Annotated in this window: 18 protein-coding genes; 7 read left to right on the forward strand and 11 right to left on the reverse strand. The window is 67.4% G+C overall.

Translation table 11 applies throughout. The features are described from left to right. Positions 1–8: 8 nt before the first annotated feature. Positions 9–707, reverse strand: coding sequence for a transcriptional repressor LexA (gene lexA, locus A5688_RS19565; protein ID WP_067839842.1), 699 nt, complete (start codon positions 705–707; stop codon positions 9–11). Positions 708–1,019: 312 nt separating this feature from the next. On the opposite strand from lexA, the gene A5688_RS19570 reads away from it, so the two are divergent. The 3 genes from A5688_RS19570 (at position 1,020) to A5688_RS19580 (ending at position 2,736) form a co-directional block, all read left to right on the forward strand. Next, positions 1,020–1,514, forward strand: coding sequence for a hypothetical protein (locus A5688_RS19570; RefSeq protein WP_067913007.1), 495 nt, complete (start codon positions 1,020–1,022; stop codon positions 1,512–1,514). A gap of 147 nt (positions 1,515–1,661) precedes the next feature. Continuing rightward, positions 1,662–2,126, forward strand: coding sequence for a transcriptional regulator NrdR (gene nrdR, locus A5688_RS19575; RefSeq protein WP_067839848.1), 465 nt, complete (start codon positions 1,662–1,664; stop codon positions 2,124–2,126). Between the two features lie 124 nt (positions 2,127–2,250). Next, positions 2,251–2,736 carry a peroxynitrite isomerase gene (locus A5688_RS19580; protein ID WP_067839851.1) on the forward strand — a complete coding sequence of 162 codons (486 nt, stop codon included), beginning with the start codon at positions 2,251–2,253 and terminating at the stop codon, positions 2,734–2,736. A gap of 25 nt (positions 2,737–2,761) precedes the next feature. Here the strand turns inward: A5688_RS19580 and A5688_RS19585 are convergent, their stop codons facing one another. The 3 genes from A5688_RS19585 to A5688_RS19595 form a co-directional block, all read right to left on the reverse strand. After that, on the reverse strand, positions 2,762–3,448 hold the full coding sequence (locus A5688_RS19585) for a PhzF family phenazine biosynthesis protein (protein WP_067839854.1): 687 nt from the start codon (positions 3,446–3,448) through the stop codon (positions 2,762–2,764). Positions 3,449–3,493: 45 nt separating this feature from the next. Next, positions 3,494–4,525 carry an alpha/beta fold hydrolase gene (locus A5688_RS19590; RefSeq protein WP_067913010.1) on the reverse strand — a complete coding sequence of 344 codons (1,032 nt, stop codon included), beginning with the start codon at positions 4,523–4,525 and terminating at the stop codon, positions 3,494–3,496. Between the two features lie 63 nt (positions 4,526–4,588). Continuing rightward, positions 4,589–5,560, reverse strand: coding sequence for a proteasome assembly chaperone family protein (locus A5688_RS19595; RefSeq protein WP_067839860.1), 972 nt, complete (start codon positions 5,558–5,560; stop codon positions 4,589–4,591). A 217-nt stretch (positions 5,561–5,777) separates the two neighbouring features. On the opposite strand from A5688_RS19595, the gene A5688_RS19600 reads away from it, so the two are divergent. Then, positions 5,778–6,614 (forward strand): trypsin-like serine peptidase, encoded by an 837-nt coding sequence (locus A5688_RS19600; RefSeq protein ID WP_067913013.1) that lies wholly within the window; start codon positions 5,778–5,780, stop codon positions 6,612–6,614. Between the two features lie 51 nt (positions 6,615–6,665). Here the strand turns inward: A5688_RS19600 and sthA are convergent, their stop codons facing one another. Continuing rightward, positions 6,666–8,081, reverse strand: coding sequence for a Si-specific NAD(P)(+) transhydrogenase (gene sthA / locus A5688_RS19605; protein ID WP_067839865.1), 1,416 nt, complete (start codon positions 8,079–8,081; stop codon positions 6,666–6,668). A gap of 112 nt (positions 8,082–8,193) precedes the next feature. Here sthA and A5688_RS19610 point away from each other — a divergent pair, with 112 nt between their 5' ends. Then, positions 8,194–9,252, forward strand: coding sequence for a DUF4192 domain-containing protein (locus A5688_RS19610; RefSeq protein ID WP_067839868.1), 1,059 nt, complete (start codon positions 8,194–8,196; stop codon positions 9,250–9,252). 21 nt (positions 9,253–9,273) lie between these two features. On the opposite strand, the gene A5688_RS19615 is transcribed toward A5688_RS19610, so the two are convergent. From A5688_RS19615 to A5688_RS19625, 3 genes are all read right to left on the reverse strand, one after another. Further along, the gene (locus A5688_RS19615) at positions 9,274–9,963 is read right to left on the reverse strand and encodes a metal-dependent transcriptional regulator (RefSeq protein ID WP_067839871.1); all 690 of its coding nucleotides are present in this window, start codon (positions 9,961–9,963) and stop codon (positions 9,274–9,276) included. Between the two features lie 130 nt (positions 9,964–10,093). Further along, positions 10,094–11,053: a sigma-70 family RNA polymerase sigma factor SigB gene (gene sigB / locus A5688_RS19620; RefSeq protein ID WP_067839874.1), complete on the reverse strand. Its 960-nt coding sequence runs from the start codon at positions 11,051–11,053 to the stop codon at positions 10,094–10,096. Between the two features lie 167 nt (positions 11,054–11,220). Next, a complete protein-coding gene (locus A5688_RS19625; RefSeq protein ID WP_120312304.1) occupies positions 11,221–11,667 on the reverse strand; it encodes a DUF3099 domain-containing protein in 447 nt (148 codons plus the stop codon). A gap of 57 nt (positions 11,668–11,724) precedes the next feature. Between A5688_RS19625 and A5688_RS19630 the strand changes: the two genes are divergently transcribed. After that, the gene (locus A5688_RS19630; protein WP_064879665.1) at positions 11,725–11,964 is read left to right on the forward strand and encodes a DUF3039 domain-containing protein; all 240 of its coding nucleotides are present in this window, start codon (positions 11,725–11,727) and stop codon (positions 11,962–11,964) included. Here the strand turns inward: A5688_RS19630 and A5688_RS19635 are convergent, their stop codons facing one another. Together A5688_RS19635 and A5688_RS27005 are read right to left on the reverse strand one after the other, a co-directional pair. Beyond that, positions 11,965–12,969, reverse strand: a complete 1,005-nt coding sequence (locus A5688_RS19635) for a YihY/virulence factor BrkB family protein (protein ID WP_067839880.1) — start codon at positions 12,967–12,969, stop codon at positions 11,965–11,967. 67 nt (positions 12,970–13,036) lie between these two features. Continuing rightward, positions 13,037–13,222 (reverse strand): DUF7455 domain-containing protein, encoded by a 186-nt coding sequence (locus tag A5688_RS27005; RefSeq protein ID WP_007774888.1) that lies wholly within the window; start codon positions 13,220–13,222, stop codon positions 13,037–13,039. 131 nt (positions 13,223–13,353) lie between these two features. On the opposite strand from A5688_RS27005, the gene A5688_RS19640 reads away from it, so the two are divergent. After that, positions 13,354–13,731 carry a DUF952 domain-containing protein gene (locus A5688_RS19640; RefSeq protein ID WP_067913017.1) on the forward strand — a complete coding sequence of 126 codons (378 nt, stop codon included), beginning with the start codon at positions 13,354–13,356 and terminating at the stop codon, positions 13,729–13,731. Here the strand turns inward: A5688_RS19640 and A5688_RS19645 are convergent. Beyond that, positions 13,665–14,093 (reverse strand): RidA family protein, encoded by a 429-nt coding sequence (locus tag A5688_RS19645; protein WP_067839886.1) that lies wholly within the window; start codon positions 14,091–14,093, stop codon positions 13,665–13,667. The two genes, A5688_RS19640 and A5688_RS19645, sit on opposite strands and share 67 nt — an antisense overlap. Positions 14,094–14,172 lie beyond the last annotated feature (79 nt).

The raw sequence follows: 14,172 nt of genomic DNA on the forward strand, positions 1-14,172 counted from the left end.
CTGGCGCGTCACACCTTGCGGATGACCGTGACAACCTTGCCCAGCAAGCTCGCGTCGTTGCCGGGGATGGGGTCGAACGCCGGGTTGTGCGGCATCAGCCACACCTGACCGCCGGCGCGTTTGAACGTCTTGACGGTGGCCTCGCCGTCGAGCATCGCCGCGACGATGTCGCCGTTGTCGGCGACGTTCTGCTGACGCACCACCACCCAGTCGCCGTCACAGATCGCGGCCTCGACCATCGAGTCGCCGACCACCTTGAGCAGGAAAAGCGTTCCCTCGCCGACCAATTCGCGCGGCAGGGGAAAGACATCTTCGACGGCCTCTTCGGCGAGGATGGGGCCGCCGGCCGCGATGCGCCCGAGCACAGGGACAAACGTGGGTTCCGGCAGGGCGTCCGACCCGGCCACCTCGGTGGCGGGCGTCGTCACGTCGTCGTCGGCCCCGCGGACGTCGACCGCACGCGGGCGGTTCGGGTCGCGGCGCAGGTACCCCTTGCGCTCCAGGGTGCGCAGCTGGTGGGCCACCGAGGACGTCGACGTCAGACCGACGGCGTCGCCGATCTCCCTGATGCTCGGCGGGTAGCCGCGGCTGGTGACCGAGGCGCGGATGACATTCAGAATGGTGCGCTGCCGTTCGGTCAGCGAGGTATCGACGGAGTGCAACCGACCGTCGGGGTCGGCCGATGAAATGTCGTTGCTGTCGCCCATGGCACTGAATGTAGCGGTACCGCGAACAAGAATCAAACATGTGTTCGAGTAGCGTGTCGCGCGGGGCGCATGAGGGCCGAAAGTCCCTGCCGCTGGTGGATCAAGACCCTATAGCCGGTGAATCACACGTGTGTAACTTTTGCGGATATCGGGTATTTGAGCTGCATGCCCAACAGTGACCGGCGAAGTTTGTCGGTGGTGTGATCTAGCGTTTGCTCGTGCGACACGCTTCGCTCAAATGTTCGGGTTTCGAACATACAAGCGATTAGAGTCGAACACACGAGCGAGAGTTAGTTGACCGGAGGAACGAAGATGACAGTCATCCACACGCCTGCGCCGCGTACCAGCAGTCTTCGGCGCCCGATCAACGGACCCGTCCAGGGTGGTCGATATGGGCGGGACGGCCTGACCCGGCCCCGCAGGCCCGCGCCGGCGCGGCCGGCGGGTGCGGCGACGCGCTACCACGGCACCGGGGTGGCAATGTCCGTCGCTCCCCACCGCAGGCGTTCGGCCACCTGGGCGTCGACCATCGGGTTGGCACTGGCCGCCGGGGCGATCACGCTGTGGCTGGGTCTCGTCGCGAACGTCGGCCAGGCGCTCAACGGCGACTCCACGACGTCGGCGGCGCACGTCCCGGACCGGCTCGCCGTCGTCCGTGTCGACGCGGGGGAGTCGCTTCAGGAGTTCGCGCACCGGGTGGCGCCCGACGCGCCGACCACTCAGGTCGCCGACCGCATCCGTGAACTCAACGATTTGCACTCGCCCACCCTGTTGGCGGGTCAGGCGCTGATCGCCCCGGTCGGCTGACAACCGGTGTGCGAAAGCGGCTCTGGACCGGCGTCCCCTGGACGCGACTGGTGAGGCCGTGGGCCGGGCGGCTCCATTAGCCGTGCAGGTCAGCGCGCGGGTACGCTCAGAGTCCTGCGGTACCTCGTCACGGTGTAAGGAGCGGTCATGCATTGTCCGTTCTGCCGTCATCCCGACTCCCGGGTGATCGACTCGCGCGAAACCGATGAAGGGCAGGCCATCCGGCGCCGCCGATCCTGTCCCGAGTGCGGACGACGTTTCACCACCGTGGAGACCGCCGTCCTGGCGGTGGTGAAGCGCAGCGGCGTCACCGAACCGTTCAGCAGGGAGAAGGTCATCAGCGGCGTCCGCCGGGCTTGCCAGGGCCGTCAGGTCGATGACGACGCGCTGAATCTGCTGGCCCAGCAGGTCGAAGACACCGTGCGTGCCGCGGGCTCGCCGGAGATCCCCAGCCATGAGGTCGGCCTGGCCATTCTGGGGCCGCTGCGCGACCTGGACGAGGTGGCGTACCTGCGGTTCGCCTCGGTGTATCGGTCCTTTGAGTCCGCGGACGATTTCGAGCGCGAGATCCAGGCGCTGCGCGAGCACCGGGGAGTGGCAACCCCGGGCTGACGAAAATGCGGGCCCGGCTCCTCAGCGGGCCGTCGGGCCCGCATCGTCACCGGGCTAGGTCAGAATTGCCCGGCTCCTCAGCGGGCCGTCGGGCCCGCATCGTCACCGGGCTAGGCTCGGTTCCATGCCCACTGACTTGCATCCCGACCTCGCGGCGCTGGCCCCGCTGCTTGGGACCTGGTCCGGCCAGGGCGCGGGTAAGTATCCGACGATCCCGCCCTTCGACTACCTCGAAGAAGTCGTGTTCTCCCATGTCGGCAAACCGTTTCTGGCGTACGGGCAGAAAACCAAGGCGGTAGCCGACGGCAAGCCGTTGCACGCCGAAACCGGCTACCTTCGGGTGCCCCAGCCGGGCCACGTCGAACTGGTTCTGGCGCACCCCAGCGGCATCACCGAAATCGAGGTCGGCACCTACTCGGTCACCGGTGATCGCATCGAAATGCAGATGTCGACCACGACCGTCGGGTTGACTCCCAGCGCCAAAGAGGTGACGGCGCTGGGTCGTTCCTTCCGCGTGGACGGCGACGAGCTCTCCTACACGGTGCAGATGGGTGCGGTCGGGCAACCGTTGCAGGACCACCTCGCCGCGGTGCTGCACCGGCAGCGCTGAGCCCTCGCGAGGGCGTGCCACCCCGTCAGTCCAGGTGTCTCACACCGTCATTGACGACCCGCCCGGCCACCCGGACCCAGCCTTCGGCGCTCCACGTCGTGTCGATGACCGAGCCCCTGCCCTGGGTGATCCGCAGGCTCTGGCTCAGGTAATCGGTGATCCGCATCGCCGCCGAACCGGTCGCCTCGTCCTCGACCACACCGAGGTTGGCGGCGAACATGCGCACCCGCAGCGACCCGGCCGCGCGGTCGGCCCAAGCCCACAGGTAGTGGGAGGCATCGTCGGGAAAGTCCGCCGGGTCGGCGGCGAGAACCTCGTCGGGCGAAGCGAATTCGTGCAGGGCGAAGTCGGGTGCCCACTGTGCGCGGGCGTTGATGCTGGCGCGGTGTTCGTCGTAACCTACCTGCACGAGCCCGGCCGGCACCTGCAGCGTGTTGATCGGCGAACCGACCTCGCGCAGCCACCACGCCGCCCCGACGGTCGGGTGTCCGGCGAACGGCAGTTCGGTTCGCGGCGTGTAAATGGTGGCGTGCGCGGTGGCGGAGCCGGCCCGCGGCAGGTCGACGAAAACCGTCTCGCTGTAGCCCAATTGGGTCGCGAGCCGCTGTCGGAGCGCCGGCTCGACCTGGCGGGCGTCCACCACGCCCAGGGGGTTACCGAAGTTGCCGTCCGAATCGGTGAACACCCGCAACGCCGTCACGTCGATCCCCATGGCCCGACTGTACGTCGCCGAAGCCGGTTGCCCCGATCGAGGTGATCAGGTGGCGCTGCGCTCGTCGGATCCCATGGCGTTCAGCACGGCGACGCGAGTGGGAGCGGGGCCCGAGACGGCCCGCTCGCCGCCGCCGGTGCGCAGCAACCCGCGAAGGTTGGCCTGGTCGTATTCGGCGGGATCGGTGGAGTCGATGAAGCGCTCGACGACGTCGATGAAGCGTGCCGGGTCGTCGTGAAAGGGGAAGTGGCCCGAGCCTTCGAAGATTTCGAGGCGGGAGCCGGGCATCGCGGCATGCGCCATCCACGCGTGCCGGACCGGAACCACCACATCCTTTGTGCCCCAGACGATCTGTACCGGGATGGCCTCGGTCAAATAGCAGCGGTCGAGCATGGTGACGATTTGTCCGCGCCAGTCCACCACCGCGCGCAGCGTCCGGCTGAATGCCGCGGACGCCGTCGGTTCGGGCAAATCGTCGAGGATCCGCAGTACGTTGGGCAGGTCGCGGCCCAGCCCGCTGCTACCCAACGCCATACCCAGGACGCGTCCCATGAGCTGAACCGCGGGCAGCACCAGCGGCAACCGCAGCAGGGCGATCGCCTCGCTGCCCATCGGCAGCGAGGCCCAGCGCAGAACGAAGTTGACGTCCTTGGTCACGCCGCCGGCACCGACCAAAATCAGCCGTTCCACCAAATGCGGGAATTGGTACGCGAATTGCATGGCCACGCCGCCGCCCAGCGAGTGACCGATGAGGGTGACCCGCTCGATGTCGAGCACGCTGAGCAGGTCACGCATCCCGTTCGCATAGGCCGCGATCGAGTAGTCGGCGCGTGGCTTGTCGGATCGCCCGTGGCCCAGCAGATCCGGGGCGATCACCGTGAAACGCTGGGCGAGCTTGGCCTGCACGGTGTTCCACGTGGTGGAGTTGTCGCCGATGCCGTGGATCAGCAGGATCGCCGGCCCGGAGCCGGCGATGCGGTAGGCCCGCTTGTAGCCGTGGATGGTGCGGAACTCGAGTTTGGGTGCGGTCACTTCACGCACCGGGCGGAGCGTGTTTTTGCGCTTCCGCTCGGTCATATCGCCAACCTTGGTGTCGGGCCGGGGTAGGGGCGGTGTGGCTAGGGACTGTTGCTTAGTCGGTCAGGCATGATCGTCGTCGTCGAACTTCTTCTCCGCCTGCTGGGCCAGAAATCGCTCAAACTCTGCGCCTAGCTCGTCGCCGCTAGGCAGATCCTCGTCGCGAGCTAGTAACGATCTGTTCTCCTGAGCGTCGATGAAGGCATCGTACTGGCGCTCAAGCGCGGCCACCACTTGAGCGACCTCCGCGCTCGCTTCGACCTGCTCGTCGATCTTGGCCCGAATCACCTCGGCCGCCTCCGTCAGCGCCGTCAGCGGCAGCTCCAGCGACGCGGTCTTGGCGACTTGCTCGAGCAGCGCCTGCGCGGCGGCGGGGTAATCGGTCTGCGTGAGGTAGTGCGGGACGTGCACGGTATACCCGACGACCTCATGGCCGTGCTGGCCCATTCGGTACTCCAAAAGGTTGGACGCGCTGCCCGGGACTTGGATCTCCGAGATCCACGGCTGGAAGTTAGCGATCAGCTCGGGGTTGTTCGAGTGCGCGGTCATGGTGGTCGGCCGGGTGTGCGGGACAGCCATCGGGACGGTGCCCAGGCCGATGGTCTGGCGCACGCCGAGGCGCTCGGCCAGCAGCCGCACCGCGGTGATGAAGCGCTCCCACTTGAGGTCCGGTTCCATGCCGGACAGCAACAGGAACGGCGTGCCGACCGTGTCGCGCATCGCGTACAGGCTCAGCTCGGGATCCTCGTAGTGCGTGAAGTGGTCGGTCTTGAACGTCATCAGCGGGCGCCGCGAGCGGTAGTCCAGCAATTCGTCGATCGCGAAGGACGCGACCAGCTCGGTGTCCAGCACCGCCTTGAGATGCGTGGCCGCCAGCTTGATGGCATGACCGGCGTCGGAAAACCCCTCGAGGGCATGCACCAGTACGGGACCGCGGCCGTCGGACGTCGACAACTGCGGCGCCGGCAGCTCGAGCTCGTACATGCCAGCCTGCCCCGGCTGGTACTGATCACCTGGGTCTTGATGGTGAGCCATCTCCGATCGCCTCCTCTCGGCAATCTCTTCAGGGTGCCCTACCAAGTGTCCCCCGAATCAGGCGGCACCAATATCTATCAGCAAATTTCGTGCCCACGCTGTTAGCTGAAACGCGATGACTCCCGGGCGTAATCCGGGATCACCGCACCGGGTGCGCCGGCCACCGCGGTGGCGCACCGCGACGCATGGAAGTCGGCTTGCCGGCGGCCGGTCAGGCATGATGAAGGCGATGCGCATTCGGATCCTGATGCTGTGCTCGGTGGTGGGGGTGGCGACGTCGTTGACGTCGTGTCACCGTCCCATCGAGCAGGTGACGGGTGCTCCGGTGTCCGCTCCGCGCGTCGGTGGCCCGGTGCAGCGGCTCAGCCAGCCCGAGCAGAAGGCCGTCGCGGGCCCGGTCGAGCCGGACCGGCGCATCGGCGCGATCTTCATCGACGGCGGGCCGCTGCACGTCTGCACCGGATCGGTGGTGCATTCGACGGGCGGCAACCTGATCATGACCGCCGCGCACTGCCTGGCTGGAGCCTCGCTGATCACCTTCGTTCCCGGTTTCGCCGGGGACGCCGCACCCGGCCCCGCCGATGTGTGGAAGGCCGACGCGGTCTATCTCGATCCACGCTGGACGGCCAGCAAGGACCCGCACGCCGACTACGCGATCGCGCGGGTCAGCAACGAATCCGGCGCTCCCGTCGAGTCCCGGGTCGGCCTGGCGCTGACGCTGGGTGTGACGCCTCCGCCGGGCAGCCGCGTCACCGTGCTGGGCTATCCCGCGGGCGTGGGCGGCTCGCCCATCGGGTGTCAGGCCAACACGTCGGTCACCGACACCGGCTTCCCCGCATTGGCGTGCGAAGGGATGGTGGACGGCACCAGCGGCGCGCCCTGGGTCAGCGGCACCACGCTCATCGGCCTGATCGGCGGTCTCGAGCGGGGCGGATGCGCCGCGAACATGTCGTATTCGGCACCGTTCGACGCGCACACCGCGGAGCTGCTGATCCGTGCCGAGGCCGGCGGGCCCGGCGATCCGGTCTCGGGCGACCTCCAAGACGCCTGCTAGTGGCGATCGCCAGCGCGGCGGAGCCGGGCGCAGCGGGTCGCCACAATCGGGTTAGTGGCGGAACTGGTTGAGCGCCCGGACTTTGTTCATCACGTCCAGCGCCGCCACCTTGTAGGCCTCGGAGAACGTTGGGTAGTTGAACACCGCGTCCACCAGGTACTCCACCGTGCCGCCGCAGCCCATCACGGCCTGCCCGATGTGCACCATCTCGGTGGCGCTGGTGCCGAAGATGTGCACGCCGAGCACCTTGAGGTCCTCGGTGGACACCAGCAGCTTGAGCATGCCGTAGGAGTCGCCGGCGATCTGGCCGCGGGCCAGTTCCCGGTACCTGGCCACGCCGACCTCGTAGGGGATCGCGTTCTTCGTCAGCTCGACCTCGGTGGCTCCGACGTAGGAGACCTCGGGGATGGAGTAGATGCCGATCGGCTGCAGCTCGGTAATGCCGTCGCACGCTTCCCCGAACGCGTGGTAGGCGGCCAGCCGGCCCTGCTCCATCGACGTCGCGGCCAGCGCGGGGAAGCCGATCACGTCGCCGACGGCATAGATATGGGGCACCTTGGTCTGGAAATTGTCGTCGACAAAGATCCGCCCGCGGTTGTCGGCTTCCAGCTCGGCGTTGTGCAGATCGAGGTGATCGGTCTGGCCCTGCCGCCCTGCCGAATACATCACCGTCTCGGCGGGAATCTGCTTGCCGCTGGCCAGGGTGGTGACGGTGCCCGCCGACCCGACGTCGACCGCGGTCACCTCCTCGCCGAACCGGAACGTCACCGCCAGGTCGCGCAGGTGGAACTTCAGCGCCTCGACGACCTCGGGGTCGCAGAAGTCGAGCATGTCGTTGCGCTTTTCCACGACGGTGACCTTGGTGCCCAGCGCGGCGAACATCGAGGCGTACTCGATGCCGATGACGCCGGCGCCGACCACCACCATCGAGGCAGGCAGCGACTTGAGATCGAGAATGCCGTCGGAGTCGAGCACGCGGTGTTCGTCGAACTCGACGCCGGAGGGCCGCGCCGGGCGGGTACCCGTGGCGATGACGACGTATTTGCCACTGATGGTTATCTTTTCGCGCCGCGACGGGTCTTCGACCTCGATGGTGTGCGGGTCGACGAAACGGCCGTGGCCGATCAACAGGTCGATGCGGTTGCGCATCAGCTGGCTGCGCACCACGTCGACCTCCTTGCCGATCACGTGCTGGGTGCGGGCCAGCAGATCGGCCGGGGTGATCTTCTCCTTGACGCGGTAGCTCGCGCCGTAGAGTTCGCGCTGGCTCATCCCGGTGAGGTAGAGGACCGCCTCGCGCAACGTCTTTGACGGGATGGTGCCGGTCTGGACGCACACGCCGCCGAGCATCTGGCCGCGTTCGACGACGGCGACCGACTTACCGAGCTTGGCCGAGGCGATGGCGGCCTTCTGTCCGCCGGGCCCGGACCCGATGACCACCATGTCGTACTCTTGCGCCGAACTCATGGCTTAAACAGTAAGGCAGCACAACGCACAGTGCTGGGTTCATGCACAGGTCGGCCGCGGCACCCGTTCTCGTGCGCACCGGCTGACGGTGGGGCCCGTCAGCGTGGTGCCCATGACCACGCATCGACCCGACTTCAAACTGAACCGACCCGGCGCACTCATCGCCGCGCTGCCAGCCGTTCTCGGCTTCGTTCCCGAAAATTCATTGGTACTGGTGTCTTTGGAGGGTGGCGACCTCGGCGCGGTGATGCGGGTCGACCTCTCCGCTGAGCTCGCCGCGCGGGTCGGACACCTCGCGGAGGTCGCCGCCGCGGCCCGGCCCGACGCCGCGATCGCGGTGATCGTCGACGCGGAGGGGGCGCACTGCCCATGCTGCAACGAGGATTACCGGCTGGTGTGCGACGCGCTCGCAAAGTCGTTGTCCGAGCACGACATCGAGCTATGGGCCGCACACGTGGTCGACCGGGTTGCCCTGGGTGGGCGCTGGCACTGCGTGGACGGTTGCGGTTCGAGCGGGCTCGTCGACGACCCGTCGGCGTCACCGTTGGCGGCCGCGGCGGTGCTCGACGGCAGGCGGCTGTACGCGCGCCGGGCCGACCTGCAGGCTCTCATCGCGGTTGAGGACATGGCGCGCAGCGCGAAATTGACCGCCGTGATCGAACGGCAGGAGGCCAGGCGCCGGGCCGCCCACCGGGCGGATCCGGCTCGCTGCGCCCGCGCCGACGTGAAGCACGCGATGGCGGCCGCGTCCCGAGTTGCCGCGGGCCAGGCGCTGACCACGGCCCAGCTGGCCAAGCTGGGCTGCGCGCTCAGCGACGCGCAGGTGCGCGACATCCTGTACGCACTGGCGGTCGGTGAGCGCGCCGATGAGGCGGAGTCGTTGTGGGCGCTACTGGCTCGCACCCTGCCCGCGCCCTGGCGGGCAGAGGCGCTGGTGTTGCTCGCGTTCAGCGCCTACGCGCGGGGCGACGGGCCGCTGGCCGGGGTGTCGCTGGAGGCAGCGCTGCGCTGCGAGCCCGGGCATCGGATGGCGGGCATGCTGGACACCGCTCTGCAATCGGGTCTGCGGCCCGAGGACATCCGGGACCTGGCGCTCACCGGGTACCGGCTGGCCGAGCGGTTCGGTGTGCGGCTACCACCGCGAAGGCCGTTCGGCCGCAGGGCGGGATAGGCGGGTGGGAACGGGCTCGCGTCAGACCTTCTCGACCTTGACCGCGTGCGCCATCTCGTGCGGCAGGGTGACGTTCTCGTGGCCCGGAATGACGATAGTCACCCCGGCGGAGCTGGTCTCCACGGTGACGCGTGCGTTGGGGACGACGCCGGCGTCCTTCAGGCGAGAGATCAGGTCGATGTCGCCCTGGACGTGTTCGGTCAACTGCCGCACCACCACGGCCACCGGGGCGCCGGCGGGCAGCTCGGTCAGCCGGACCAAAGGGCCGTCCTCCGACCAGGACTCCGGGCCCACGCCCAGGTCCAGCAGCCCGGGGATCGGGTTGCCGAAGGGCGAGGTGGTCGGGTTGTTGAGCACCTTCACCAGCCGCCGCTCGACGTCCTCGCTCATCACGTGCTCCCAGCGGCACGCCTCGGCGTGGACCTCTTCCCAGGGCAACCCGATGACGTCGACCAGCAGCCGTTCGGCGAGGCGATGCTTGCGCATCACGGAAATGGCCAGCGCGCGGCCCTTGTCGGTGAGCTCGAGGTGGCGGTCGCCGGCCACGTGGAGTAAACCGTCCCGCTCCATGCGCGAAACGGTTTGGCTGACAGTCGGCCCGCTCTGATCGAGGCGCTCGGCGATTCGGGCACGCAGGGGCGTCACGCCCTCTTCTTCGAGATCGTAGATGGTCCGCAAGTACATCTCGGTGGTGTCAACCAGGTCGTTCATTCAGCACCCTCCGTCGACGCTGAGTCTACTTGCCCAGCTGCGCGAATGGTTGTAACGCCTCCCAGGCAAGCAGTATGCCCGCCGCTGACGCGGCGGGCATACCGTCTTGCTACCTAGCTTGAGTGAGGTGTTAGCTCGCGTACGACCGTAGCCGGTCGGCACGCTCGCCGTTGCGGAGTTTCGACATCACGTCGCGCTCGATCTGGCGGACCCGCTCGCGGGACAGGCCGAACAGCTTGCCGATCTGGTCCAGGGTGCGGGGCTGGCCGTCGTCCAGGCCGAATCGCAACCGGATCACCTGGTGCTCACGCTCGTCCAGGGTGGCCAGCACGCTGCGGATGTCGGTGTGCAGCAGCTCGGCGATCACGGCGTTCTCGGCCGACATCGCCTCGGCGTCCTCGATGAAGTCGCCCAGCGGGGCTTCTTCCTCGGAGCCGACCGGCATGTCCAGACTTACCGGGTCGCGGCTGTGCTCGAGCAGGTCGTTGATCTTTTCGACCGGGATGCCGGACTCGGCGGCCAGTTCCTCGTCGGTGGCCTCGCGTCCCAGGTTCTGGTGCATCTCGCGCTTGATCCGCGCCAGCTTGTTGACCTGCTCCACCAGGTGCACGGGCAGCCGGATGGTGCGGCTCTGGTCGGCCATGCCGCGTGTGATGGCCTGACGGATCCACCACGTCGCGTAGGTCGAGAACTTGAATCCCTTTGTGTAGTCGAACTTTTCCATCGCGCGGATCAGTCCGAGGTTGCCCTCCTGGATCAGGTCCAGCAGTGGCATGCCCCGACCCGTGTACCGCTTGGCCAGCGAAACCACCAGACGCAGGTTCGCTTCCAGCAGGTGGCGGCGCGCGGCCTGACCATCACGCACCACGGTCTCCAGATCGCGTTTACGGTTCTCCCCGAGGCGCTTACGCGTCGCAAGCAGATGTTCGGCGTAAAGCCCGGCTTCGATGCGCTTGGCAAGTTCGACCTCGCCGGCAGCGTTCAGCAGTGCCGTCTTACCGATCCCGTTCAGATATACGCGCACCAGGTCCGCTGCGGGGCTTTGAGCATCCAGATCGCCGTCAAATCTGCTCGTGCTGGCGTTCGCCATAGCGACCTCCCGTTCGGCTTTGTTCTGTCATGCATTTCAACGACAGATCAGCTCTGAGAGTTCCCAGCGATTCCCCATCTCACACGTCTTGACGTGCAGAAATGTCCCGCCGACCTGAGAATGTCCTGAGAAGTCTCCGGCGGCGGCACCATCGCCCGCAACGGCGGCTAGCCGTGATCCATTCCGCCGCGCGCGCCGGGAGGCCACTCCGGCTGCGGCTGTCGCGGGGCCTCGATCGCGGGATGTTCGGCCCGGGGGAACAGCGGGGTGCGCTGCCGGGCACTGTCGAACCGGCGCGGCTCGTCGGCACTGCGCGGCGGCCGATCGTTGGCGATCAGCACGGCCATCCAGGGCAACGGGATCGACAGCGCCACGATCGCCAGGGAGATCAGGCCGTTGTGCCACGCGCCGTAGGCGACCGCGGCCAGGATGAGCGCCGGAATCCGGAAGGCCATCAGGGTCAGGTATTTACGGACCCGGGCCCGGTGCTGCTCCTCGTACGAGGTCGCGGCGGCGGTGATGAGCACTGGCCGGCCTTTGTTGCCGTCAAAGTCATCGAACCTGCCGTCGAAACCCGGGTCGGAGCCGTGCTTCATTTCTCCACTGTCCCACAACTAACGGATTCCGGCTCGGGCGGTTTCGGGGCCGCTGGGCAGTGCACAATGTCAGGTATGCAGACCCAAACGATCGAACGCACCGAGACCGACGAACGCGTCGACGACGGGACCGGCAGCGACACCCCTAAGTACTTTCATTACGTCAAGAAGGACAAGATCGCCGAGAGCGCGGTGATGGGCAACCACGTCGTGGCTTTGTGCGGCGAGGTCTTTCCCGTCACCAAGGCGGCCAAGCCGGGCTCACCGGTCTGCCCGGACTGCAAGCAGATCTACGACCGCATGAAGAAGGGCTGATCAGCCCGGCGGTTCGACCGTTGCAACGTCGCGTTGCGCGGTGATGGGATTCGTCGTCACGGGATTGGACAGCGTGTCCGCCGCCTTCGCCAGCGCGGGCGAGCGCGACAGCAGCCATCTGCGCAGCCGGTGCGCATGCGTGCGGGGCGCGGGGAATTCCTCCTGGATGGCGGCGTTGAGTTCGGCGCCGATCATGATCGCGAAGCCCCCGAAGAACGAGAACAGCAGGAATGCGATCGGTGTGGACAGCGCGCCGTAGGTGTAGCCCGTACTGGTGATCCACTGCAGGTAGATCCGCAGGCCCAGGGTGGCGATCACGAACACCGCGGTGGCCAGCGCCGCGCCGAAGATCAGCCGATGCGTCGGCAGCGGCTCGGGCAACGACACGCGGTACAGGATCACCACCCCGAACAGCAGGACGAGGATCAGCGCGGGGTAGTAGCCGTAGCGCAGCACGTTGGCCAGGCTGACCGGAATGTGCTCACCCACCTTGCGCGGCCCCAGGACCACCAGCGGCGCCGTCGCCACCACGAACACCAGCCCCACCACGTAGAGGAACAGCGCGAAGAGCCGCTGGCGCACCGGATGGCGCAACGGCGTTTGGTCGTGCGCCTCCACCACGGAGTCGACGAACGACGAGATGGCCGACGACCCCGCCCACAACGAGATGATGAAACCCAGCGATACCACCTCGCCGCGGGCGTGGTTGGCGATGTCGCGCACCGTCGGCTCGATGATCTCGTTGACCACGCTGCGGGAGAACACGCTGTGCGCCGTCGAGATCAGCTGGCGCAGGATGCTGGGCAGCATGTCGGGGCCGAACAGCGGCGCCACATAGGCCAAGGTGCCCAGCAGCCCGAGCAGCAGCGGCGGCAGGGACAACGCCGACCAAAAACCGGCCTGGGCCGACTCCGAGAAAATCGAGTCGTCCCAACTCTTGGAAAGAGTCCTCCGAGTGATTCGCCAAATGTGGTGGCGCGACGGTTTTGCGACCTGCTCGCTCATACCCGTCCAGCATTACCGAAGATTGCTCGCACCGCCCACATTGGCGATGGGCGAGTTCGGCGCCGGGTTAGCTTTCGCTGAACTCCAGCACGGCGTCCAGCTCGGTCAGCTTCGCCTCGTGCTCGTTCGCGTGATGCTGGCAGAAGAGAAGCTCTAGTCCGGAAGGCAGCTTGGCGCGTACTCGAGCTGCCGCACCGCAGCGGTCGCAGCGGTCGGCTCTGGTTAGTTCGGGACTCGTCAGAGTTGCATTCATGGCTTCTCCGTTCTCGTACATTCACTTTCTCAGACGTATGGCGTTTTCGCCTTGTTCCCCGATCGTTATCGGGTGTGTCGTTTCTCACGGCCTGGTCAGGTTTGGTTTAGGCGGTCTCTAGGGTCGAAGTTGTGACCTTCGTTCCCGACTTCCTGGTGCATCTGTGCGGAACCGAGCGGTGGGCGCAGGCCCGTGAGCAGGGCGGCATCCACCCAAACGCCGGCGGTGCGGCCTTCATTCATCTGTCGGCCCCCGAGCAGGTTCACCTGCCGGCCAACCGGCTCTACCGCGGGCGGCGCGACCTGGTCCTGTTGCACCTCGACCCGGCCCGGCTGACCGCGCCGGTGCGGTGGGAGCCGGGGGTAGCAACCGATCCGGCGTCGATGTTGTTCCCGCATCTGTACGGCCCGCTGCCGGTGGCCGCTGTGGTCCGGGTCACCGCCTACCCGCCGGCCGACGACGGCACCTTTCCGCCGCTCGCCGGCGACGAGGCCGGGGAGTCGACGTAGGCGTCGGCTTCGATCTCCACCAGCAGCTCGGGTGCGATCAGCGCCGAGACTTCGACCATGGTGGCCGCGGGGCGTATCGCACCGAAGACACGCTCGTGCGCCGCTCCCACCTCGCGCCAGCGCGAGATGTCGGTGACGTAGATGCGGGTGCGCACCACGTCGGTGAGCGCGGCGCCCGCCTCATGCAACGCAATCTCGATGCGGCGCAGAGCATCTCGTGTCTGAGCGGCGATGTCGCCGGGCGGCCCGACTCCGGTTGTCCCGGCCACCGACACATGCGGACCTATCCGCACCGCGCGCGAATAACCGACCACCGACTCGTAGGCGGATTCTGACGAGACGAGGGTGCGGTCCGCGGACATGGGTGTCACGGTACGACGACGGCGCCGGCGGCGCAGCCGAATTTCCCGACGGCCGAGCTTGTTTGACTTACCGTCCCAC

The organism is Mycobacterium mantenii, from assembly GCF_001667865.1.
In the GTDB taxonomy this organism is placed as follows: domain Bacteria; phylum Actinomycetota; class Actinomycetes; order Mycobacteriales; family Mycobacteriaceae; genus Mycobacterium; species Mycobacterium mantenii_A.